Origin of the sequence: Phycicoccus sp. 3266 (assembly GCF_031456495.1) — a bacterium.
Lineage (GTDB): Bacteria > Actinomycetota > Actinomycetes > Actinomycetales > Dermatophilaceae > Pedococcus.
Genome location: NZ_JAVDUW010000003.1, coordinates 453620 through 473031 on the forward strand (window position 1 = coordinate 453620; position 19412 = coordinate 473031).

The following is a 19412-nucleotide window of genomic DNA, read 5'->3' on the forward strand; positions in this document are numbered from 1 at the left end:
AGAGGGCGCCACGCCGCATCCGCACGCACCGCGTGCCGCACCGCACAGGAGGTCAGCAGTGGGCGAAGAGGTGACGGCGCAGAGCTACAGCCGCGAGCAGCGCCAGCGCTACCGCGAGAAGGTCCGCCAGAACCTCGACGTGTTCGAGCGGATGCTCGCCCAGAGCGTCTTCGAGTTCGAGCGCCCGATGACGGGCATGGAGATCGAGCTCAACCTCGTCGACGAGGACTACCGGCCCAAGTTCGCCAACGCCGAGGTCCTCGAGGAGATCGCCGACCCCGGCTACCAGACCGAGCTGGCGCGCTACAACATCGAGCTCAACGTCCCGCCCCGGCCGCTGCCCGGCGACTCCGCCATCGAGCTGGAGGAGGAGATGCGGTCCTCGCTCAACGCCGCCAGCGCGGCGGCGGAGAAGCGCGGCGCGCACATCGTCGCCGTCGGCATCCTGCCGACGATCATGCCGGAGCACTTCGAGGGCGAGTGGATCAGCGCCAACAACCGCTACACCGCGCTCAACGACTCGATCTTCTACGCCCGGGGCGAGGACATCTACCTCGACATCGAGGGGCCGACGGGGGAGCGGGTCGCGACCTACTGCGACTCGATCGCGCCCGAGTCCGCCTGCACCAGCGTCCAGCTCCACCTGCAGGTGTCGCCGCAGGACTTCGCCGCGCACTGGAACGCCGCGCAGGCGCTCGTCGCGCCGCAGATCGCGCTCGCCGCGAACAGCCCGTTCTTCTTCGGCCAGCGGCTGCACGCCGAGACCCGCATCGAGCTGTTCAGCCAGGCCACCGACACGCGCAGCATCGAGCTGAAGAACCAGGGCGTGCGCCCGCGGGTCTTCTTCGGCGAGCGCTGGATCACCTCGATCTTCGACCTCTTCGAGGAGAACGTGCGGTACTTCCCGGCGCTGCTGGCGGAGGTCTCCGACGAGGACCCGGTCGCCAAGCTGGAGGCGGGGGAGGCGCCCGCCCTCGCCGAGCTGCGGCTGCACAACGGCACGGTCTACCGGTGGAACCGCCCGATCTACGACATCGTCGACGGCACGCCCCACCTGCGGGTCGAGAACCGCGTGCTGCCCGCCGGTCCGACCCTCGTCGACGTCCTCGCCAACGCGGCCTTCTACTACGGCGTCATGCGCAAGCTCGCCTCCGACGACCGCCCCGTGTGGACGAAGATGAGCTTCGCCGCCGCCGAGCAGAACTTCCACAGCGCGGCCCGCGACGGCATCGAGTCCCGGCTCTACTGGCCGGGTTTCGGCGAGGTCCGCGCCGAGGAGCTGGTCCTGCGCCACCTGCTGCCGATGGCGCACGAGGGCCTCACCGAGTGGGGCGTCTCGCAGAAGGTCCGCGACCGGTACCTGTCCGTCATCGAGGGCCGGTGCACGACCTCCACCAACGGTGCCACGTGGCAGACCGATGCCGTGACCCGCCTGCAGGATCGGGGGATGGACCGCCAGAGCGCGCTGGCCGAGATGCTGCGGGTGTATGCCGGGCACATGCACAGCAACGACCCGGTCCACACCTGGCCGCTGCCCTGACGCGTCAGCGCCCTGTCGCGGGCTCGTGCCCCTAGGATCGTGCGCCGTGAGGGGGAGACTCGCGGGGGCGTTCGCGGACACGGGTGTGGTGCTGGTGCGTGCCGTGGTGCTGCTGGCGCGGCACTGGCCGGTGCTCGTCCTGACCTACCTGCTCGGGGCTGCGGCGCACAACGGCATCCTGTGGTTCTGCGTCTGGCTGAGCGAGAAGCACTCGACGAGTGCCGCGTTCGTCCTCCCGCTCGTCCCGCTGGCCACCCTCACCGCGCTCATCCTCATGCTGCGCTCGCTCACCCCGTCGCTGGCGCACATCCAGCCGCCACGGATGGGCCGGCTGACGCTGCTCGCGAGCGCGCTGGTCCCGTTCCTCACCGTCTACGTGTCCCAGCAGTACCTCGCGGAGGACACCCGCGCCTTCCTCAACGCGGCGACGAGCGACGAGCTGCTCGAGCGGGCCGGCGGCCTGGGCGGTGCGGCCTTCAACGTCGACCGGACCAACATCGCCAGCGGGGCGGCGCTCGCAGGGATCGTCGCGGGCGCCCTGCTGGTGCGGTGGCTGCTCGACCGGTTCGACCTGCCGCAGAAGGCGGTGGGCTGGGGGCTGTTCGCCGCCTACGTCGAGGTCCTCTGGGTCTGGTTGCTCGCCAAGCGGCTGGGCAACTTCACCAGCGCGGTCGAGGACTGGGTGCGCACCCGGGCCCTGACCGGCTGGCTGCTGGACCGGTGGGCGGACGTCGTCACGGCCCTGGGACCCGTCGGCCACCCCGTGGACGCGACCGCCCAGTGGCTCTGGGGTGCGCTGGGCAAGGCCGACGCCATCATCGTCGTGCCGATCGCGTGGCTGACCGTCGGCGCCGTCGTCTACGGACGGTCCCTCGACCGGGGGAAGCCGGTCGCCGCACCCGCGGCGTCCACGGGGACCCAGGGCGCTGCCGTTGTGGCCGGCGGCGCGAGCGCCTCGGCGCCACGCGCCCCCGGTCCGGCATCCGCACCGGGCGCGGCACCCCGCCCGTGGCAGCGCGGAGTCCAGCGGGTCCCCGGGCCCGTGCGGCGGGCAGGTCGCGAGGCGACCGCGAACTTCCGGGGCCGGTTCTCGGCCCTCACCAACGGGATCCGGCTGCTCGCCCTGGCCGGGCTGGCGCCCATGCTGCTGTTCTGCCTGGTCTTCCTGCTGAGCCGCCAGGTCGAGGTCGGTGTGGCCGAGCTGCTGCGCCTCGTGGTCGGCCCCCGCGACTTCCGGGACGCGCTCACGCTGTCGCCGTACCTGTCGGTGGTGAGTCGCGGCGCGTACACGGTCGTCCTCGTCGTGCTCCTCGGTGCCGCCGTGGACCGCATCCTGGGCCACCTCGAGGACGAGCAGGAGGTCGAGCCGGCGGGGACCCCGGTCACGACCGCGCCGGCCGGTGTGGCTCAGGAGCCGGTGACGGGGAACTCGGCGTAGCGCGGGGTGTCGAACCACACGCGGACCGCGGTGGGACGCACGCCCGACGGCAGGATCACCGGGTACCACCGGTCGTACCCGGCCGGCCGGGCCGGGCTCGCCGCCGTTGCCGGCTCGTCCTCCGACAGGGCCGGCATCGGCCCGGGGGCGCCCGGCGGCGTGCAGCTGGTGTACGCCAGCACGTCCTTGACGGCTCGCGCGACGCCGGGGCTGTACTCGCGACCGGCGGCGTCCCGGACCTTCACGAAGCAGGCCCCCAGGACCGTGTCGGGGTCGGCAGCGAAGTGGACCGACAGGCGCCACATCACCTGGCCGGGCGGCAGTGTGACGGGCTGGGACGCGGCGCCGGGGCCCTCGCGGTAGTCCGTCACCGGCTCCAGCGACACCAGCCGCATGGTCACCTCGCGGGGGTGCGTCCCCCGGGCGTCGGTGAGGGTGTCCCGCAGGTGGACCGACCCGTCGGCGGCCGCGGGGAGGCGGTCGTGCGGGAAGCTCGGCCACCACCGGTCCACGAGCCGCTGGCTGCTCGCCCCCATCGCCGCGACCAGTGCGAGCGGGATGGCCGCCACGGTGAGCACCGTGCGCCTGCGCAGCCCGAGGGGACCGGGACGGCTCATCGGGCGTCCTCCTCGGGCAGGGCGAGCTCGACGGGGGTGGTGCGGGCCCGCCAGTGCGCGACGTCCGCGCGGGTGATGCCCAGGTCGACCACCGCCTCGTCGTCGCCGCGCTGGTCGTCGGCGGAGCGGCCGAGGACCAGGCGTGCCCCGGGCAGCGCGTCGTGGCTCACCTCGAAGGCGGTGATGCAGTGCCCCGGTATGCCGGGGTTGGTCAGCTCGCAGCGCAGGACGTTGCGGGTGCCGAGGCTGACGACGCGGCCGCGGCCGTCCCGGAGCTCGGCCCAGCCGAACGCGGTGTCGTCCAGGGTCGGGGTCACCTCCGCCTCGACCGTGACCCAGAGGTCGGGGGAGAGCATCGCCTCGGTCGTGGTGGACAGCTGCCGGCCGCCGTCGACGCGGGAGACGACGACGTCGGCATACCGCAGGTGCGCAGGGTGGCCCACGGTGGTGGTGCGCTCGAACGGCCGCACGGGCGACGGTCCCTGCGGGAGCCACTCGGTCACGACGCGTCCCAGCGACAGCGCGGCCAGGACGAGGGCGCCGGCACCCAGCTGCGACCGGCTGGGGCGGGGCACCCTCACGACGCCGCCTTCTGGTAGGGCAGCACCGGGAAGGTGCCGGCAGCGGCGCGGGTGGGGTCGCGCCAGTCGACCGTGTCGTCGATCGAGGCCTGGCGGTAGGTGTGGCGGTAGGCCGCGACCCGCACCGTGGCGGGCACAGGCTGACCCGGCGCCTGCCGCCACACGAACGCCAGCCGGTAGGTGAGGCCCGGGGCCAGGTCGCCCATGGGCTGCGCGTCGTCGGCGACGAGGACCGTGTCGGGCTCGAGGTCGTCGCTCCTCGCCTCCGGCCGGGACCCGTAGGCGCGGGTCACGCCCGTGACGCCCTCGACCCGCAGCAGCTCGCGCAGGGCGGAGAACTGCGGCACCGAGCGCTCGCGGTCGGTGCTCGAGACGGTCGCGAAGACGACGAGGTAGCGGCCGTCGATCTTGGGGGCCTGCGCCACGCCGAGGTCGTTCCCCTCGCGGACCTTGGTGACCGTGACGCGGAACGGCTCCACGGTGGTGGCCTTCCCCGTCTCCAGCGCGGGGGTGGCCTGCGCCCGCTGGGCCCGCAGGCCACCGAACGGCGTCGAGGCGAGCAGCAGCACGAGGAAGCCCGCGAGCAGCCACTGGCGCACCGTCACCGTCGCCAGCCACCGACGTGCCGACGCCCACCGGTCCGGGCGCGCGGGCGCAGCCGGGTCCTGTCCCCCCTCGATCCCCACGGGCGTCATGGTAGCGACGTCGGACGGGCGCGGTAGGGTTGACACGAGACCTTGACACCCTTGACGCACGAGGTGAGGCGCACATGGCCAGGACGACGACCCGATCGACCCCGGGGCCGGTCGCGGACCCGACGACGGACCCGGTCGGGGACCCGGCGACGGACCCGGCAACCACAGGTCCGGTCGACCCCGAGGCCGTGGACGCCCTCGTGGCCGAGGTGCGCCGCCGGGTGGAGGAGCGGGCCCGTGGGCTCGTCGCGCAGGGGCGGCGCCTGGACCTCGCCCAGGTCGAGGACCTCGCCGACCGCATGGTCGCGGCGCTGCCGACGGTGCACCCGATGGACCAGCCGCTCGCGCCGTTCTACGACACGACAGGCCTGGTCGCCTGGCTCGGCATCTCGCGCCAGGCGCTCTTCGACCGTGTCCGCCGCGGCACGGTGCTGGCCTGCCGCACCGCCGACGGCCACCTCGTCTACCCGTCGCTGCAGTTCGGGCGCACCGGCCAGGTGCGACCCGGCGTCCAGGAGGCAGTGGGTGCCTTCACCCGCGCCGGGGTCGACGGCTGGGTGACCGGCACGTGGCTGACCACGCCGAGCGAGGTCTTCGACGGGGAGAGCGCGGTCGACTACCTCGTGGTCCACCGGTCGTCCGCCGCCGCGGTCGCGCGGGTCGCCTCGGCCGCGGCCGCGGACGCCGCCCGCTGGGCCGCCTGACGTGGCGGACCGGCAACGACCTGCCCAGGGCCGACCGTCCGGGTCGCTCGACGGCTTCCCCACCCGACGCCTGACCCGGGCGACGGCCCTGTTCCGGGCCCACCGTGCCGACCGGGGCCCGTGGTGGTTCGGGAACGACGGGGGAGGGCGGTTCGACCTCAGCGACCCGCGCGGCACCTGCTACCTCGCGCTCGACCCGTGCAGCGCCGTGCGCGAGCGTCTCGGCCCCGTCCTCGGCGGCCGGAGGGAGGTGCCGGCGTCGCTGCTCGAGGAGGTGCTCGTGTCGACCCTGCACGTCCCCGGGCCGACCGAGGTGGCGGACGTGCAGTCCCGCGATGCCGGCGACTTCGGGGTCACCCGCGAGCTGGAGAGCATGGTGCCGTATGCCGTGCCGCAGGCGTGGGCGCGCGCGTTCGACGACGCGGGCCTGGGCGGGGTGGCCTACGGGCCGAGGTTCACGCCGGGAGAGGCCAGCGCCGTGGCCCTCTTCGGTACGGCCGGGGCCGCAGACTGGCCGGTCGACCCCGCGCCGGTGCAGGCCGTCGCCGTCGAGGCCGTGCCGGTGTCGCTGGCCCCGCCACGGCTCGCCGACCTCACCGTGGTGCGGCCTCCGCGGACGCGGCCCTGACGGCCGGTCCGTGGTTCCAGACCCGGATCGCCGGCTGCTCCCGCTCGTACTCCAGGACGCTGACCGAGCCCGTGTCGAGCAGCAGCTGGGCCCCCATCCTCGGCTCGCGGCGCAGGAACACCGTGGCCAGGACCCGCAGGCAGTGGCCGTGCCCGACCAGGGCGACGTCGCCCTCGTGCAGGGCCGCGACGGCTCGCCGGACGACGCGCGAGGCGCGCGCAGCGACCTCCTCGACCGTCTCGCCGGGGGTGTCCCCAGGCGCCACCCCGTCCTCGAAGATGCTCCAGTCGTAGCCGAGGCGCTCGCGGATCTGCGGGGTGGTGAGCCCCTCGTAGGCGCCGTAGTCCCACTCGAGCAGGTCGTCGTCGACCTCGGGACGCAGGCCGGCGAGCTCCGCCGTCCGACGCGCCCGCTCCAGCGGCGAGGTCAGCGCGAGCACGAACCGGTAGCCGGTCAGCAGCCGCCCCGACGCCCGGGCCAGCTCCTCACCGTGCCCGGTCAGCGGGATGTCGGTGCGCCCGGTGTGCTGGCCGGACCTCGACCACTCGGTCTCCCCGTGGCGCAGCAGGACGAGCCGGCCCTCGGGCGTCGGCGGGTTCGACGGTCGCGTGGTCACACCGCGCAGTCTCTCTGACACAGTGGCCCCATGCGACTGCGGTACCGCCTGCTCAACGTGTTCGCCCGGGAGGGGGACCCGTTCTCGGGCAACCCGCTGTGCGTCGTCGAGGACGGCTCCGGCTTGTCCGACGACGTGATGCTGGCCCTGGCCCGCCAGTTCAACCTGTCCGAGACCACGTTCCTCGTGCCCCCTGCGGACGGCGCCGACGTGGGGGTGCGGATCTTCACGACGGACTACGAGATGCCCTTCGCCGGGCACCCGACGCTGGGCACGGCGCACGTGGCCCGCGCCCTCGGCCTCGGTGGCGACCGCCTGGGCCTCTCCATGCCGGCCGGGACCATCCCGGTCCAGCCAGCCGGCGACACCTGGACGCTGACGGCCAACCGCGGCCGGGTCGAGGCGCACCTCGACGCCGACGACCTCGCCGCCGCCCTGTCGCTGGCCCCGGGGGAGGTGCTCGCCACCGCCCAGCAGGTGTCGGTGGGGACGACGCAGGTCATCGCCCCTGTCTCCGACGCGGACGTCGTGCGGCGCGCGCGGGTGGTCCCCACCGCGTTCCCCGCGTATGCCGGGATGGGCCGAAGCGGGGAGGCCCTCGTCTACGTGTGGGCCCGGACCGGCCCGGGCAGCATCCTCGCCCGGGCGCTGCTCAGCGACGGCACCTCCGTCGCGGAGGACCCGGCCACCGGTTCGGCGTGCTCCAACCTCGGCGCGTGGTTCGCCGCGCAGGGCGCCTCCGGGTCGTGGGAGGTCAGCCAGGGCGAGCAGGTGTCCCGTCCCTCGACGCTGCGGCTGCAGGTCGACGAGGACGGCACGGTGCGCGTGGGTGGGCTGGTGCACGAGGTCGGTGGGGGAGAGGTCGTGCTCTGATGCCCGAGTTCGTCGTCTTCCTGCGCGCGGTCAACGTCGGCAAGCGGAAGCTCACCATGGCGGAGGCGCGGGACGCGCTGTCGCAGAGCGGTTTCGCCGACGTCGAGTCGCACATCCAGACGGGCAACTTCCTGCTCGGCACCACGATGCGCAGCGCCGCCAAGGTCGAGGCCGCGGTCAGTGAGTGCCTCAGTGCCCACGCCGGCTTCGACATCGTCTCGATGGCGCGGACCCGCACGCAGGTGCGCTCCCTCGTCGAGGAGGTCGACGGCATACCGGCGGTGTGGGAGGGGGCGTCGCGCTACGTCTCCTTCCTCGCCGACGCCCCGGCCGCTGCGGCACGCAAGCGGCTGGAGGCGTGGGATGAGAGCAGGGAGCGGGCGTTCGTCCTCGGCAAGGACGTGCTGCTCGAGATCGGTGGCCCGTACAACGAGGCCAGGCTCGGGAATGCCCTGCTGGAGAAGATCGCTGGAGTGGACGGAACGGCCCGCAACATGACCGTGGTGCGGGCGATCGCGGAGAAATGGGGTGCCTGATGGCGCAGGAGACGAGTGAGAAGACCGGCGGCACGGGCCTGGGCCACCGCAGCGTGAGCATGGAGCGCGTGTCCAAGGGCGTGTTCGACGTGACGAACGTGCGCGGCGGCACCCTGCGGATCGGCGGCGGCGACACCGCGGACTTCACCCCGGTCGAGCTGCTGCTGACCGCGATCGCCGGCTGCTCGGCCGTCGACGTCGACTTCATCACGGCCAAGCGGGCCGAGCCGGTCACCTTCACCGTGACGTCCGAGGGCGACAAGATTCGCGACGAGCAGGGGACCAACCGGATGGAGGGCCTGACGGTCCGCTTCTCGGTGACGTTCCCCGAGGGGCCGGACGGCGACCGGGCCCGGGAGATGCTGCCCAAGGCGATCCAGATGTCCGAGGAGCGCCTCTGCACGGTCAGCCGGACGGTCGCGCACGGCACGCCGATCGACGCCGGTCTGGCCGACTCCCAGGCCGACTCCTAGGCCGTCGGCGAGGCGGCCGGTTCGGGCCGGTCAGTGCCGCACGCGGTGGCGGGTGAACACCACGCCGCTGCCGAACGTGCGCACCTGCGCGAGCTCGAGGTCGAGCCGCTGCCCGGCAGGCAGGGCCGCGGTGCCGCCACCCACGCAGACCGGGTGGCGGTACAGCCCCACCTCGTCGACCAGCCCCGCGGCGAACGCGCGGGCCGCGAGGGTCGGCCCGCCCACGCTCACGTCCGCCGCTGACTCGTCCACGAGCCGGCGGACCGCCTCGACGTCGAATGCCGCCTCGACGCGGGTCCGCGGTGGCGTATCCCCGCGGGCGCCGAGGGTCGTGGAGTGGACGACCTTGTCCGTGCCCTGCCACAGCCGCCGGAACTCGCTCGTCACGGGGTCGCCGTCGTCCTCGCCCGGGCCGTCCCACCACCGCAGGACCTCCCACATCCGCCGGCCGAGCAGGTACGTGCCGATGCGAGCCGCCTCGTCGTTGACGTGTGCGTGCACCTCGGCGTCCGGGGCAGCCCAGGTGAAGTCACCGTCCGCGTCGACGACGTACCCGTCGAGCGAGCAGAGCGCGGAGAAGACCAGGCGGCCCACGGGCGCGTCGCCTCAGCCCTGGCCGTCGACCTGGTCGCGGGCGGTGGTGAAGGCGTTGACGCAGGTGCGGATGTCGTCCTCGGTGTGCGCGGCGGAGAGCTGGACGCGGATGCGTGCCTTGCCCTGGGGGACGACGGGGTAGGAGAAGGCGATGACGTAGACGCCCTGGGCGAGCATGGCGTCGGCGATCTGGGCGGCGCGGCGGGCGCCGTCCGGGCCGGGGAACATGACCGGGGTGATGGGGTGCTCCCCGGGCAGCAGGTCGAACCCGGCGTCGGTCATGAGCCGGCGGAACAGGGCGGTGTTGGTCCGCAGCCGCTGCCGGGCGTCGGTGGAGGCGGCGGCGAGCTGCAGGGCCTTGAGCGAGCCCGCGGCGATGGAGGGGGCGACGGCGTTGGAGAACAGGTACGGGCGGGAGCGCTGGCGCAGCAGGTCGACGATCTCCTGGTGGGCCGCGACGTAGCCGCCGGACGCGCCGCCGAGGGCCTTGCCGAGGGTGCCGGTGAGGATGTCGACGCGGTCGGCGACCCCGAACCGCTCGGGGGTGCCGCGGCCGCCGTCGCCGATGAACCCCACGGCGTGGGAGTCGTCGACCAGGACCATGGCGCCGAACTCGTCGGCGAGGTCGCAGATCTGGTCCAGCGGGGCGAGGTAGCCGTCCATGGAGAACACCCCGTCGGTGACGACGACGGTGCGCCGGGCGCCGGCGTCGCGGGCGGCCTGCAGCTGGGTGCGCAGGTCGGCCATGTCGGCGTTGCGGTACCGGTACCGGGCGGCCTTGGACAGGCGGATGCCGTCGATGATCGAGGCGTGGTTGAGCTCGTCGGACACGATCGCGTCCTGCTCCCCGAACAGGACCTCGAACACGCCACCGTTGGCGTCGAAGCAGGAGGAGTACAGGATCGTGTCGTCGGTGCCCAGGAAGTCCGACAACGCCGCCTCGAGCTGCTTGTGCAGGACCTGGGTGCCGCAGATGAACCGGACGCTGGCCATGCCGAAGCCCCACTCGCGCAGCGCCGCGGCGGCGGCGTCCTCGACGTCGGGGTCGTCGGCCAGGCCGAGGTAGTTGTTCGCGCAGAAGTTCAGCGCCTCCGCCTGCGACCCCTCACCCTCGCCGGTCGCGCCGGTGCGGGTGCGGATGTGGGCGGACTGCGGTGAGGCCAGCTGCCGCTCCTGCTTGTACAGGCCGGCCTGCTCGATCTCGGCCAGGGTCGCGGCCAGCTGCTCCTTGACGGTGCCGTACACGGGGTCTCCTTTCAGCTCCAGTCCAGAATGACCTTGCCGCAGTGCCCGGACCGGGCCGCGGCGAACGCGTCCTGCCACTGCTCGGCCGGGAAGCGGTGGGTGATCACCGACGCCACCCGCGCCCGCAGCACCTCGCTGCTGCCCAGCATCGAGCTCATCGCGTACCAGGTGTCGTACATCTCCCGGCCGTAGATGCCCTTGATGGTGATCATGTGCGTGATCACCCGGCCCCAGTCGATCGCGAACGGGTCCTTCGGCAGCCCGAGCATCGCCACCCGGCCGCCGTGGTTCATGTTCGCCAGCATGTCCTCCACCGCCGACGGCACCCCGGACATCTCCAGGCCGACGTCGAAGCCCTCACGCATGCCCAGCTCGCCCATCGCCTGGCGCAGGTTGCTGGTCGCGGCGTTGACGACCAGGTCCGCCCCGGCGTCCTTGGCCAGCCCCAGCCGGTAGTCGCTCACGTCGGTCACGACCACGTGCCGGGCGCCCACGTGCCGGGCCAGCGCCGCGGCCATCACCCCGATCGGCCCCGCCCCGGTGATCACCACGTCCTCACCGGCCATGGGAAACTGCAGCGCCGTGTGCACCGCGTTGCCGAACGGGTCGAACACCGCCCCCAGGTTTGGGTCCAGGTCCTCGGGCTGCACCCACACGTTCGAGGCCGGGATGACCACGAAGTCCGCGAACGCCCCGTCCCGGTTCACCCCCACCCCCTGCGTGTGGATGCACATGTGCCGCCGCCCGGCCCGGCAGTTGCGGCACGTGCCACACACGATGTGGCCCTCGCCGGAGGCCCGCTGACCCACCCGCACCGACGTGACGTCCTCACCGACCTGCACGACCTCGCCGTAGAACTCGTGCCCGATCGTCATCGGCGCCTGCACCGTCGAGGCCGCCCAGTCGTCCCACTGCTCCAGGTGCAGGTCGGTCCCGCACAGCCCCGCCCGCAACACCCGGATCTTCACGTCCATCGGCCCCACCACCGGCTCGGGGACGTCCAACAGCTCCAGACCAGGACCCGCGTGGGTCTTCACGAGTGCGCGCACGCGCCCACCCTAGTGACCCCCGCGAGAGCTCCTGTATGCCGCGGTGCCCGGCGCCGCGGCATACAGTTCGGCCATGGCCCGCTACCTCGACGTCCACCCGGTCGACCCCCAGCCACGGGCCATCGGGCAGGCGGTCGCCCTGATCCGCGAGGGCGGCCTCGTGGCGTACCCGACGGACTCCGGCTACGCGCTCGGCTGCGCCCTGGGCAATCAGGAGGGCAAGGAGCGGATCCTGCGCATCCGCCACCTCGACGACCGCCACCACTTCACGCTCGTGTGCCGTGACTTCGCCCAGCTGGGGCAGCTCGCGCACATCGACAACGCGGTGTTCCGGGCGGTCAAGGCCGCGACGCCGGGCCCGTACACGTTCATCCTGCCCGGCACCAAGGAGGTGCCCCGCCGGCTGCTGCACCCGAAGAAGAAGACCGTCGGCGTCCGCATCCCCGACTCGCGGGTGGTGCAGGCGCTGCTCGACGAGCTGGGGGAGCCGCTGCTGTCCAGCACGCTGATCCTGCCCGGGCACGAGGAGCCCATGACGGAGGGCTGGGTCGTCAAGGACGAGCTGGACCACCTCGTCGACGCGGTCATCGACTCGGGGGAGTGCGGCACCGAGCCGACCACCGTCGTCGACTACTCCGACGGCACGCCGGTCGTCACCCGGGTCGGCGCGGGGGACCCCACCCCGTTCGAGTGAGCCGGTCGTGGCGGCGGCACGTGCGCGCGAGCTCCCTGGGGGACCGGAGGAGCTGTTCGCCGGGCATCCCGCGTCGTTGGCGGTGTACCGCGCCCTGCGCGGCGCGGTCGACGAGCTGGGCGGCGCGCGCGAGCGGGTGACCCGCAGCCAGGTGGCGTGGTCCCGACGCCGGGGCTTCGCGTACGCCTGGCGACCGGGCCAGTACGTCCGCAGCACCGTCCCCCTGGTCCTGTCCGTGGCGCTGCCACGCGAGCTGTCCCACGCCAGGGTGAAGGAGGTGGCGCACTCCTCGCCGGGGACCTGGATGCACCACGTGGAGCTGGCGGGACCGGGCGACGTCGACGTGGAGGTGGTCGACCTGCTGCGGCAGGCCGCGGCCGCCGCCGGGCCGTCGACCGGGTCCTCCGCCCGGCCCGGGGCTCCGGAGCCCGGGGCCTAGGCGGTCGGCGCCGGGCCGGCCCGTTCGCCGACCCGGTCGATCAGCCGCACCGCGTCGTAGGGCGCCCGGCCGTCCGCGTCGTTGTCGAAGTACACGTACGCGTCCTCGCCGGCGGCCGTCCACCGGTGCAGCTGCTCGGCCCACGACGCGAGCGTGGCGGCGGAGTAGCCGCCCCCGTAGAGCCGTTGCTCCCCGTGCAGCCGCACGTAGTGGAACGACGCCGTCCCGTCGCCGATGGTGGGGAACCGCCCGGCGGTGTCGGCGTGCACCATGGCCACGTCCTTCTCCCGCAGCAGCGCCCGTGCCTCGTCGGTGTCGAAGGAGGCGTGGCGTGGCTCGAGCGCGTGCCGCACGGGACGGTGCGTCCCGGGCTTGGTCAGGACCCGGTCGTCGGCCAGCTTGTCGTCGTGGCGGCGGGTGAGGGCGGCCATGGCCGTCGTCGTGCGGGGGAGCAGGTCGAGGAAGTCGCGCACCAGAGCTGCGTCGAACTCGACCCGCTCCGGCAGCTGCCACAGGACCGGGCCGAGGCTGGGCCCGAGAGCCAGCGGCCCCGACGCGAAGAAGTTCGCCAGGCCCGTCTCCACCCCGCGGAGCCGCTTGAGGTGGGTGACGAAGCGACCGCCCTTGACGGCCAGGGGGTAGCCGTCGGGCACCGCGCTGCGCCACCCGGCATACGTGCTGGGGCGGCGCAGCGAGTAGAACGAGGCGTTCACCTCGATCGACGTGACCCGACCCGCGAGGTAGGACAGCTCGTCGCGCTGGCGCAGGCCCTTGGGGTAGAAGTCGCCGCGCCACCGCGGGTACAGCCACCCGGACGTCCCCACCCAGGCCTGCCCCTGCCGGTCCACCGGCGCTACATCTCCTCGTGCGTGTCCGGGTCGCCGCCGAAGCGACGCCCGTCGGCCCGCTCGAGGGCGCTGATCGCACCCACCTCCGCCTCGGTGAGCTCGAACCCCAGCACGTCGAGGTTCTCCGCCTGGCGCGCCGGCGTCCCCGACTTCGGCAGCGGCATCGAGCCGAGCTGGACGTGCCAACGGAGCACCACCTGCGCCGGGCTCACGCCGTGGGCCTGCGCCGCCTCGGCCACAGCCGGCTCGTGGAACGGGGTGGGGTTCTTGCCCAACGGGCTCCACGCTTGGGTGCGGATCCCCAGCTCCTCGTGCGTCGCCCGCAGCTGCTGCTGGGGGAAGTACGGGTGCAGCTCGACCTGGTTCAGCGCCGGCGTCACGCCCGTGTCGTCGATGATGCGCTCGAGGTGCGTCCGCGTGAAGTTGCTGACGCCGATGGTGCGGACCAGGCCGTCGCGCTGCGCCTGGACGAGTGCCTGCCAGGCCTGCGGGTACAGGCCCTGGCTGGGGTTCGGCCAGTGGATGAGCGCGACGTCGAGCTGCTCGACGCCGAGTCGCTGGGCGGAGTCCGCGAGGGAGCGCAGCGCGAGGTCCTTGGCGTGGAACCGGCCGGGGACCTTGGTCGCGAGCCGTACCTCCTCGCGCGGGATGCCGCTGCGGCGCAGGGCCTCGCCGACCTCGGCCTCGTTCTCGTAGTTCACGGCGCTGTCGAGGTACCGGTAGCCCGCCTCGAGCGCGCTCGTCATCGCCGCGATGCCCTCCTCCCCGCGCAGCGGGTAGGTGCCGAAGCCGATGAGGGGCACCGCGGTGCCGTCGTTGAGCCGGTAGGTGAGGTCCTGGGTCGCCATGGACACACCGTACGAGGACGGCTCAGGAACGCGACTCGGGAGGGTGCATCAGCAGGCTCGCGGCCGTGGCGAGGTCGTTCGCCCGGGCCACGGTGACGTGCGGCGACACCGGGGGAGTGTTGTCGGGCCAGCCCGGGCCGCCGATGACGAGCAGCATCGGGTGGTCGATGACGTTGAGCGTCTGCCAGATGGGCTCGTTGCTCGCCCGGGACAACGACGCCCAGAGGAAGACCCGGTCGGGGCGGCGGGTGCGCATCACCGAGCTCAGGGCGTGGGTGGGCATCCGTGGCCCGAGGTAGGACACGCCGAGGCCCTGGCGGGCCAGCTCGGCCTGGAGGGCCAGGAGGGGGAGATAGTGCTGCTCCTCGTCCGCGCTGGCCAGGATGACGTCCTGGTGGACCCGCTGCGGGCGGCTGGCCGCGACGACGGCACGGAGCTCGGTGACGAGCATCTCGCTGGCGAGGTGCTCGGACTCCACGCCGAGCGTCCCGGTGCCCCACTGCTCGCCGATCTCACGCATGGCGGGTGCGAACACGTCCGTCCACGCGCTCACGAGGTCACGCTCGCGCAGGGTGGCCTGGTACAGGCGCGACAGGGACTCGGGGTCCAGCGCCAGGGCGGCGCTGGTGATGGCCGCGACGCGCCCGCGGTCGCCGCCGACGTCGGCGGGGTGGTCCTCGGCGGTCTCGATCTGCAGCCGGGTGGTGTCCATCGCCGAGGCGACCCGGGCCGCCGACTGCGCCGGCACCCCCTTGTCGATGAAGCGGGACATGACCCGCACCCGGCGGATGTCCTCCTCGGAGTAGCGCCGGTGCCCGCCGGCGGTGCGCTGGGAGGGTCCGACGCCGTAGCGCCGGTCCCAGGTGCGCAGCGTCGCGGTGGGGATGCCGAGACGGTCGGCCACCCGACCCACCGACCAGTCGAGGTCGGTGGACGTCGCCGTGTCGGGGATCGGTTCCGACACCGGTCGCACGGCGGCGTCCGGGTTGCGGTCGGTTCCGGAGGTCACGCGGTACCACTCCTCACAGTTAGCGCCCGGCTTCCCTGTCGACGGGTTCCTGTCACCGTCTGCATGGTCTTCCGGGCATGCCCCACTCTAGAACTTATTCGAGGGTCTTGCATAGTGAAGCGGTTTTGCATAAGTTGCTGACACACACCTGAACAGGTTGTGCCAAGATTTTTCCGCACCGACGAAGTTCTCCACCAGCGAACAGGACGGGACACCCAATGGACGTGGGCAACATCAAGCGGCTGCCGAAGCCCCTCATGGACAACTACGACTGGCAGCTCGAGGGGGCCTGCCGGAGCAGCAGCCCGGACCAGTTCTTCTTCGGTGAGGCTGAGCGCGGCAAGCGTCGGATGGCTCGGGAGGCGGCGGCCAAGGCGCTGTGCGCCACGTGCCCGGTCGTGCAGGCCTGCCTGTCGCACGCACTCAAGGTGCGCGAGCCGTACGGCGTCTGGGGTGGGACCACCCCGGAGGAGCGCGAGGTCATGGTCCGTCGCCAGGCCGCGGTCTGAGGGTCGGGTCACGGACTCACACCCGCTCGAGCAGGACCGCCACCTCGTGGTGGGCGCTCTGCGGGAACATGTCGAAGAGCCGTGCCGCGCGCACGCGCAGGGACGGCATGGCGGCAAGGTCACGCGAGAGTGACGTGACGTTGCAGCTGGAGTAGACGACGTGGCGCAGGTCGGGCCAGTGCTCGATACGCGCCGCGAGGTCGCCCCCGATGCCACGCCGCGGGGGGTTGACGACGAGGACCTCGGGGGAGCCCGGTGTGGTTCCCGCCGGCTCGCCGGACGCATTCGCGTCCCGGGCCGGCCCGAGGTCCTGCGTGGCGTCACCGGCCTCGAAGACCGCGGTCCCGGGTGCTGCGCCCATCTCCCTGGCCGTGCGGTTGGCGCTGTCGACGGCGGCGGGGGAGACCTCGAGACCGCGGACGGCCCGGACGGCGCCGGCCCGCAGGGCGTGCAGTGCGAAGCCGCCGACACCGCAGTACAGGTCCCACAGCGAGGTCGCGCCCACGGCGCGCACCCAGTCGGTCACCTGCCGGTACAGGCCCGTGGCGACGGTCGTGTTGGTCTGGAAGAAGCTCTGGGGACGCAGGTGGAGCCCCACGTCGTCCACCCGCATCGTCAGGGAGTCCGCCTCGGTGAGGACGACCTCCTCGGGACCCTCGAGCACGGCCTTGTGCTCCGGGAGCAGGTTGGCCGTGACGACCGTGGCGCGGGGAAGCGTGGTGCGGAGATCCTGGAGCGCCTCGCGCAGGCGGGGGAGCTGACCCGGCGAGCGCAGCACGAAGCGGACCATGAGCTCGTGGTCCGGCGATGCCGTCATCAGGATGTTCTTGAGCTCGCCCGAGCGACGCGCGACGTCGTACGGGGTCAGGCCGCTGCGGGCGACCACGCCCGGCAGGGCGCGGACGGCGTCCGCCAGGACCGGCTCGTAGAGGCCGCACCGCGTGAGGTCGGCGACTGCGCCGCGGTCGGCGAGGATGCCGAGCGCAGGGGCGCCGCGTCGTCCGCCGACGACGAGCTTGGCCTTGTTGCGGAACCCGGACTCCGGGCCGGAGAACGGCTGGAGCCAGAGCGCATCGTCGACGTGGGCGGCGAGTGCCGATCGCACGGACGCGTCCTTGTCGGCGAGCTGCGCGGCATACGGGAGGCCCATGAACGTGCACGAGCGGCACACGCCGGCGTCGAAGTAGTCGCACTGCACCGGAGCAGGGTAGTGCCGGCCCCGTCCGCGGCCCCGGCAACCCCGCTCTCCGCCACGCCGTAATGACATAATGTCGATTATCGGCGCGGTAGAGAACCGTTTCAGCGGCGCACGCGTCGCACCGCCGTCGCCTCCACCTCGTACCGGCTGACGGCGCCCGAACCGGCGCGGAAGAACCGGCGCCGCAGCGCGCCCTCGACCTCCACCACGTCACCGTCGGCCAGGCCGCGGGCCGTCCGGCGCACCCGCGTCGTCCAGCACGCGACGTCGATCGTGTCGACGCTCGCCGCCGACTTCCGCGGCGCCCGGCCCGTCCTCGGGACGACGATGCGCAGCGACACCACCTCGTCCCCGCTGGGCAGCTCGCGCTCCTGGCCGCTGCCGCTCACCCTGCCCACGAGGCGCACCTCGTTGGCCCACTCCCCTGTCTCGATCATGTGTTCGATGGTGCCGTCCGGGGGCAGGACGACACCAACCGCGACCGGTACCCCCTGTGGACGGGGACCGGTCGCGGCTGGGCCTGTGGACGACTGCCCTCAGGGCAGCCGACCGCTGGTCAGGGCAGGTAGTACATCGGGTTCGGCAGCTTGACCGACCGGTCGGCGTGGCCGCCGATGAGGTCGCTGAACTGGTCCCCGAAGTTGGCCACCACGTCGTAGCCGAGGTCGTCCTCGACGTGCTTGCGGACGGTCGACTTGTACTCGATGGTCGTGCAGCTCGGGTACGCCACGCAGTCCGACTTCGTCACGTACGACGGCGGGGTCGAGCCGCTGACCCACTTGGTGAAGTAGGTCTCCGGCGTGAAGCCCTGGTACCCGACCTTGGCGAGGTTCGCCAGGGTCGCGTCCTTCTGGGTGTCGTTGCGACCGGTGAGGCCGACGAGCGTGCAGCCGGCCTGCGCGGCCGCGTTGACGAGGTCGACCATGCCCGGCGTCGCCGGGAACTTGCCCTCGTTGACCCAGGGCGCCTGGGCGGCCGGGGTGAAGACGAACTTCATGTCACCGACCTCCATGTTGTAGCCCCACAGGGTGGTGTCGTCGGCGTCGAGCACGACCGCCGGCTTGCGGCCCTCCTGGGACTCCGTGGCGCAGGTCTGCAGCAGGCGCGTGCGCTGCTGCTTCTCGATCGTGGCCATCTCGGAGATGTAGCGCGACGAGGTCGTGGCCGCGGTGCCGGTGCCCTTCGGGTCGCCGTAGTAGGCGTAGATGGTCTTCTTCACCGAGTCGATGTTGGGGATGCCCTCGCCGCCCTGGGTCAGGCCGCTCGAGCCGTCCGGCTCCATGGTGAAGTGCGTGCGCGGCGCGAGCCACGGCTCCTTGACGCCGGGCAGGTCCGGCGACGGCAGGTAGTACGTCGGGTTCGGCAGCTTGAGGTAGTGGTCGGCGTAGCCGCCCTGCAGGTCGGAGAACTGGTCGCCGACGTTGAGGGCGATGTCGTAGCCGAGGTCCTGCTCGATGTGCTTGCGCGTGCCCGCCTTGTACTCGACGGTCGTGCAGGTCGTCACGGCCGCACAGGTGAGGTAGGCCGGCGGCGTCGTCCCTGAGTTGAACTTGGTGAAGTACCTGTCCGCGGTGAAGGCGGTGTAGCCGACCTTGGCGAGGTTGCCGAGCGTGTGCGCCTTCTGGCTGTCGCTGCGGCCGGTGAGCCCGAAGACCGTGAAGCCCATGGCCTGCGCGTCGTTGACGAAGTCGACCATGCCGGGTACGGCGGGCATCTTCTCCCCGTCGACCCACGGGGCCTGCGCTTGGGGGGTGAACACGAACTTCATGTCCCCCACCTCCATCTGGTAGGTCCACAGCGTCGTGTCGTCGGCGTCGAACACGATGGCCGGCTTCTCGTGGTGGCGCTTCGCGTCGGCGAGCAGGCGCGGCAGCTGCTGGCGCTCCCGGGCGAGGATGCCGGCCATCTCGCGCACGTAGGGCGAGTCGGTCGGGTTCGCGGCGCCGGTGCCCTTGGGGTCGCCGTAGTAGGCGTAGATGGTCTTCTTCACCGAGTCGATGTTGGGGATGCCCTCACCGCTGGTCGTGTAGCCGCTGGACCCGTCGTCCTTCATCGTGAAGTGGGTGCGGGGCGCGAGCCGCTGGTCGCGACGGTCCTGCCGCCCGTGGTGGTCGTCCGTGCCGTGGGCGCTGGCGGGGGCCGCGACCGAGACGGCGGCGGCGGCCAGGGCCAGGGTCGCGACGCCTGCGACCACCGCCCCTCGCCGGGTGCGGGGTGCGGTCGAGCCGACCCCTTCGTGCTGGGTGGGTCGACTCATGTGACGAGCTCCTGACGGTCG

Annotated in this window: 23 protein-coding genes; 10 read left to right on the forward strand and 13 right to left on the reverse strand. The window is 72.8% G+C overall.

What is annotated here, in order from left to right; translation table 11 throughout:
* Positions 1 to 58 precede the first annotated feature (58 nt).
* Positions 59 to 1540, forward strand: coding sequence for a glutamate-cysteine ligase family protein (locus J2X64_RS16565; RefSeq protein WP_310156864.1), 1482 nt, complete (start codon positions 59 to 61; stop codon positions 1538 to 1540).
* Positions 1541 to 1586: 46 nt separating this feature from the next.
* Positions 1587 to 2978: a hypothetical protein gene (locus J2X64_RS16570; protein ID WP_310156866.1), complete on the forward strand. Its 1392-nt coding sequence runs from the start codon at positions 1587 to 1589 to the stop codon at positions 2976 to 2978.
* Here J2X64_RS16570 and J2X64_RS16575 read toward each other — a convergent pair.
* The 3 genes from J2X64_RS16575 to J2X64_RS16585 are packed head-to-tail and all read right to left on the reverse strand — an operon-like array spanning position 2948 to position 4862.
* Positions 2948 to 3595 carry a hypothetical protein gene (locus J2X64_RS16575; protein ID WP_310156867.1) on the reverse strand — a complete coding sequence of 216 codons (648 nt, stop codon included), beginning with the start codon at positions 3593 to 3595 and terminating at the stop codon, positions 2948 to 2950. The genes J2X64_RS16570 and J2X64_RS16575 overlap by 31 nt on opposite strands.
* The gene (locus tag J2X64_RS16580; protein WP_310156869.1) at positions 3592 to 4176 is read right to left on the reverse strand and encodes a hypothetical protein; all 585 of its coding nucleotides are present in this window, start codon (positions 4174 to 4176) and stop codon (positions 3592 to 3594) included. Before J2X64_RS16580 ends, J2X64_RS16575 begins: the two co-directional genes overlap by 4 nt.
* Positions 4173 to 4862 carry a hypothetical protein gene (locus J2X64_RS16585; RefSeq protein WP_310156871.1) on the reverse strand — a complete coding sequence of 230 codons (690 nt, stop codon included), beginning with the start codon at positions 4860 to 4862 and terminating at the stop codon, positions 4173 to 4175. Before J2X64_RS16585 ends, J2X64_RS16580 begins: the two co-directional genes overlap by 4 nt.
* An 83-nt stretch (positions 4863 to 4945) precedes the next feature.
* Here J2X64_RS16585 and J2X64_RS16590 point away from each other — a divergent pair, with 83 nt between their 5' ends.
* Together J2X64_RS16590 and J2X64_RS16595 are read left to right on the forward strand one after the other, a co-directional pair.
* On the forward strand, positions 4946 to 5575 hold the full coding sequence (locus J2X64_RS16590; protein WP_310156872.1) for a hypothetical protein: 630 nt from the start codon (positions 4946 to 4948) through the stop codon (positions 5573 to 5575).
* 1 nt (position 5576) lies between these two features.
* Positions 5577 to 6203 (forward strand): RES family NAD+ phosphorylase, encoded by a 627-nt coding sequence (locus tag J2X64_RS16595; RefSeq protein WP_310156874.1) that lies wholly within the window; start codon positions 5577 to 5579, stop codon positions 6201 to 6203.
* On the opposite strand, the gene J2X64_RS16600 is transcribed toward J2X64_RS16595, so the two are convergent.
* On the reverse strand, positions 6169 to 6819 hold the full coding sequence (locus J2X64_RS16600) for a histidine phosphatase family protein (protein ID WP_310156875.1): 651 nt from the start codon (positions 6817 to 6819) through the stop codon (positions 6169 to 6171). The genes J2X64_RS16595 and J2X64_RS16600 overlap by 35 nt on opposite strands.
* A 30-nt stretch (positions 6820 to 6849) precedes the next feature.
* On the opposite strand from J2X64_RS16600, the gene J2X64_RS16605 reads away from it, so the two are divergent.
* The 3 genes from J2X64_RS16605 to J2X64_RS16615 are packed head-to-tail and all read left to right on the forward strand — an operon-like array spanning position 6850 to position 8701.
* Positions 6850 to 7692, forward strand: coding sequence for a PhzF family phenazine biosynthesis protein (locus J2X64_RS16605; RefSeq protein WP_310156877.1), 843 nt, complete (start codon positions 6850 to 6852; stop codon positions 7690 to 7692).
* Positions 7692 to 8228, forward strand: a complete 537-nt coding sequence (locus tag J2X64_RS16610) for a DUF1697 domain-containing protein (protein ID WP_310156879.1) — start codon at positions 7692 to 7694, stop codon at positions 8226 to 8228. Before J2X64_RS16605 ends, J2X64_RS16610 begins: the two co-directional genes overlap by 1 nt.
* On the forward strand, positions 8228 to 8701 hold the full coding sequence (locus J2X64_RS16615) for an OsmC family protein (RefSeq protein ID WP_310156880.1): 474 nt from the start codon (positions 8228 to 8230) through the stop codon (positions 8699 to 8701). The genes J2X64_RS16610 and J2X64_RS16615 overlap by 1 nt, the downstream gene beginning before the upstream one ends.
* A gap of 30 nt (positions 8702 to 8731) precedes the next feature.
* Here the strand turns inward: J2X64_RS16615 and J2X64_RS16620 are convergent, their stop codons facing one another.
* From J2X64_RS16620 to tdh, 3 genes are read right to left on the reverse strand one after another with little or no spacing between them, the layout of a single operon-like run.
* Positions 8732 to 9295: a dihydrofolate reductase family protein gene (locus J2X64_RS16620; protein ID WP_310156882.1), complete on the reverse strand. Its 564-nt coding sequence runs from the start codon at positions 9293 to 9295 to the stop codon at positions 8732 to 8734.
* A 12-nt stretch (positions 9296 to 9307) separates the two neighbouring features.
* On the reverse strand, positions 9308 to 10540 hold the full coding sequence (locus J2X64_RS16625) for a glycine C-acetyltransferase (protein WP_310156884.1): 1233 nt from the start codon (positions 10538 to 10540) through the stop codon (positions 9308 to 9310).
* A gap of 11 nt (positions 10541 to 10551) precedes the next feature.
* Positions 10552 to 11589: an L-threonine 3-dehydrogenase gene (tdh, locus tag J2X64_RS16630; protein ID WP_310156886.1), complete on the reverse strand. Its 1038-nt coding sequence runs from the start codon at positions 11587 to 11589 to the stop codon at positions 10552 to 10554.
* Between the two features lie 73 nt (positions 11590 to 11662).
* Here tdh and J2X64_RS16635 point away from each other — a divergent pair, with 73 nt between their 5' ends.
* The gene (locus tag J2X64_RS16635) at positions 11663 to 12283 is read left to right on the forward strand and encodes an L-threonylcarbamoyladenylate synthase (protein WP_310156887.1); all 621 of its coding nucleotides are present in this window, start codon (positions 11663 to 11665) and stop codon (positions 12281 to 12283) included.
* Between the two features lie 7 nt (positions 12284 to 12290).
* Entirely contained in the window at positions 12291 to 12722 is a 432-nt protein-coding gene (locus J2X64_RS16640) for a DUF5655 domain-containing protein (protein WP_310156889.1), read from the forward strand.
* Here the strand turns inward: J2X64_RS16640 and J2X64_RS16645 are convergent.
* From J2X64_RS16645 to J2X64_RS16655, 3 genes are read right to left on the reverse strand one after another with little or no spacing between them, the layout of a single operon-like run.
* Positions 12719 to 13570 carry a DUF72 domain-containing protein gene (locus J2X64_RS16645; protein ID WP_310156891.1) on the reverse strand — a complete coding sequence of 284 codons (852 nt, stop codon included), beginning with the start codon at positions 13568 to 13570 and terminating at the stop codon, positions 12719 to 12721. The two genes, J2X64_RS16640 and J2X64_RS16645, sit on opposite strands and share 4 nt — an antisense overlap.
* Before the next feature lie 5 nt (positions 13571 to 13575).
* Positions 13576 to 14418: an aldo/keto reductase gene (locus J2X64_RS16650; RefSeq protein WP_310156893.1), complete on the reverse strand. Its 843-nt coding sequence runs from the start codon at positions 14416 to 14418 to the stop codon at positions 13576 to 13578.
* A gap of 22 nt (positions 14419 to 14440) precedes the next feature.
* A complete protein-coding gene (locus J2X64_RS16655; protein WP_310156895.1) occupies positions 14441 to 15427 on the reverse strand; it encodes a MerR family transcriptional regulator in 987 nt (328 codons plus the stop codon).
* A gap of 224 nt (positions 15428 to 15651) precedes the next feature.
* On the opposite strand from J2X64_RS16655, the gene J2X64_RS16660 reads away from it, so the two are divergent.
* Positions 15652 to 15936, forward strand: a complete 285-nt coding sequence (locus tag J2X64_RS16660) for a WhiB family transcriptional regulator (RefSeq protein ID WP_310156897.1) — start codon at positions 15652 to 15654, stop codon at positions 15934 to 15936.
* Positions 15937 to 15952: 16 nt separating this feature from the next.
* Here J2X64_RS16660 and J2X64_RS16665 read toward each other — a convergent pair whose 3' ends face one another.
* The 3 genes from J2X64_RS16665 to J2X64_RS16675 form a co-directional block, all read right to left on the reverse strand.
* Entirely contained in the window at positions 15953 to 17134 is a 1182-nt protein-coding gene (locus J2X64_RS16665) for a methyltransferase domain-containing protein (protein WP_310156899.1), read from the reverse strand.
* A 101-nt stretch (positions 17135 to 17235) separates the two neighbouring features.
* Positions 17236 to 17571 carry a single-stranded DNA-binding protein gene (locus tag J2X64_RS16670; protein ID WP_310156901.1) on the reverse strand — a complete coding sequence of 112 codons (336 nt, stop codon included), beginning with the start codon at positions 17569 to 17571 and terminating at the stop codon, positions 17236 to 17238.
* 119 nt (positions 17572 to 17690) lie between these two features.
* A complete protein-coding gene (locus J2X64_RS16675; protein WP_310156903.1) occupies positions 17691 to 19391 on the reverse strand; it encodes an HAD family acid phosphatase in 1701 nt (566 codons plus the stop codon).
* Between the last annotated feature and the right edge of the window lie 21 nt (positions 19392 to 19412).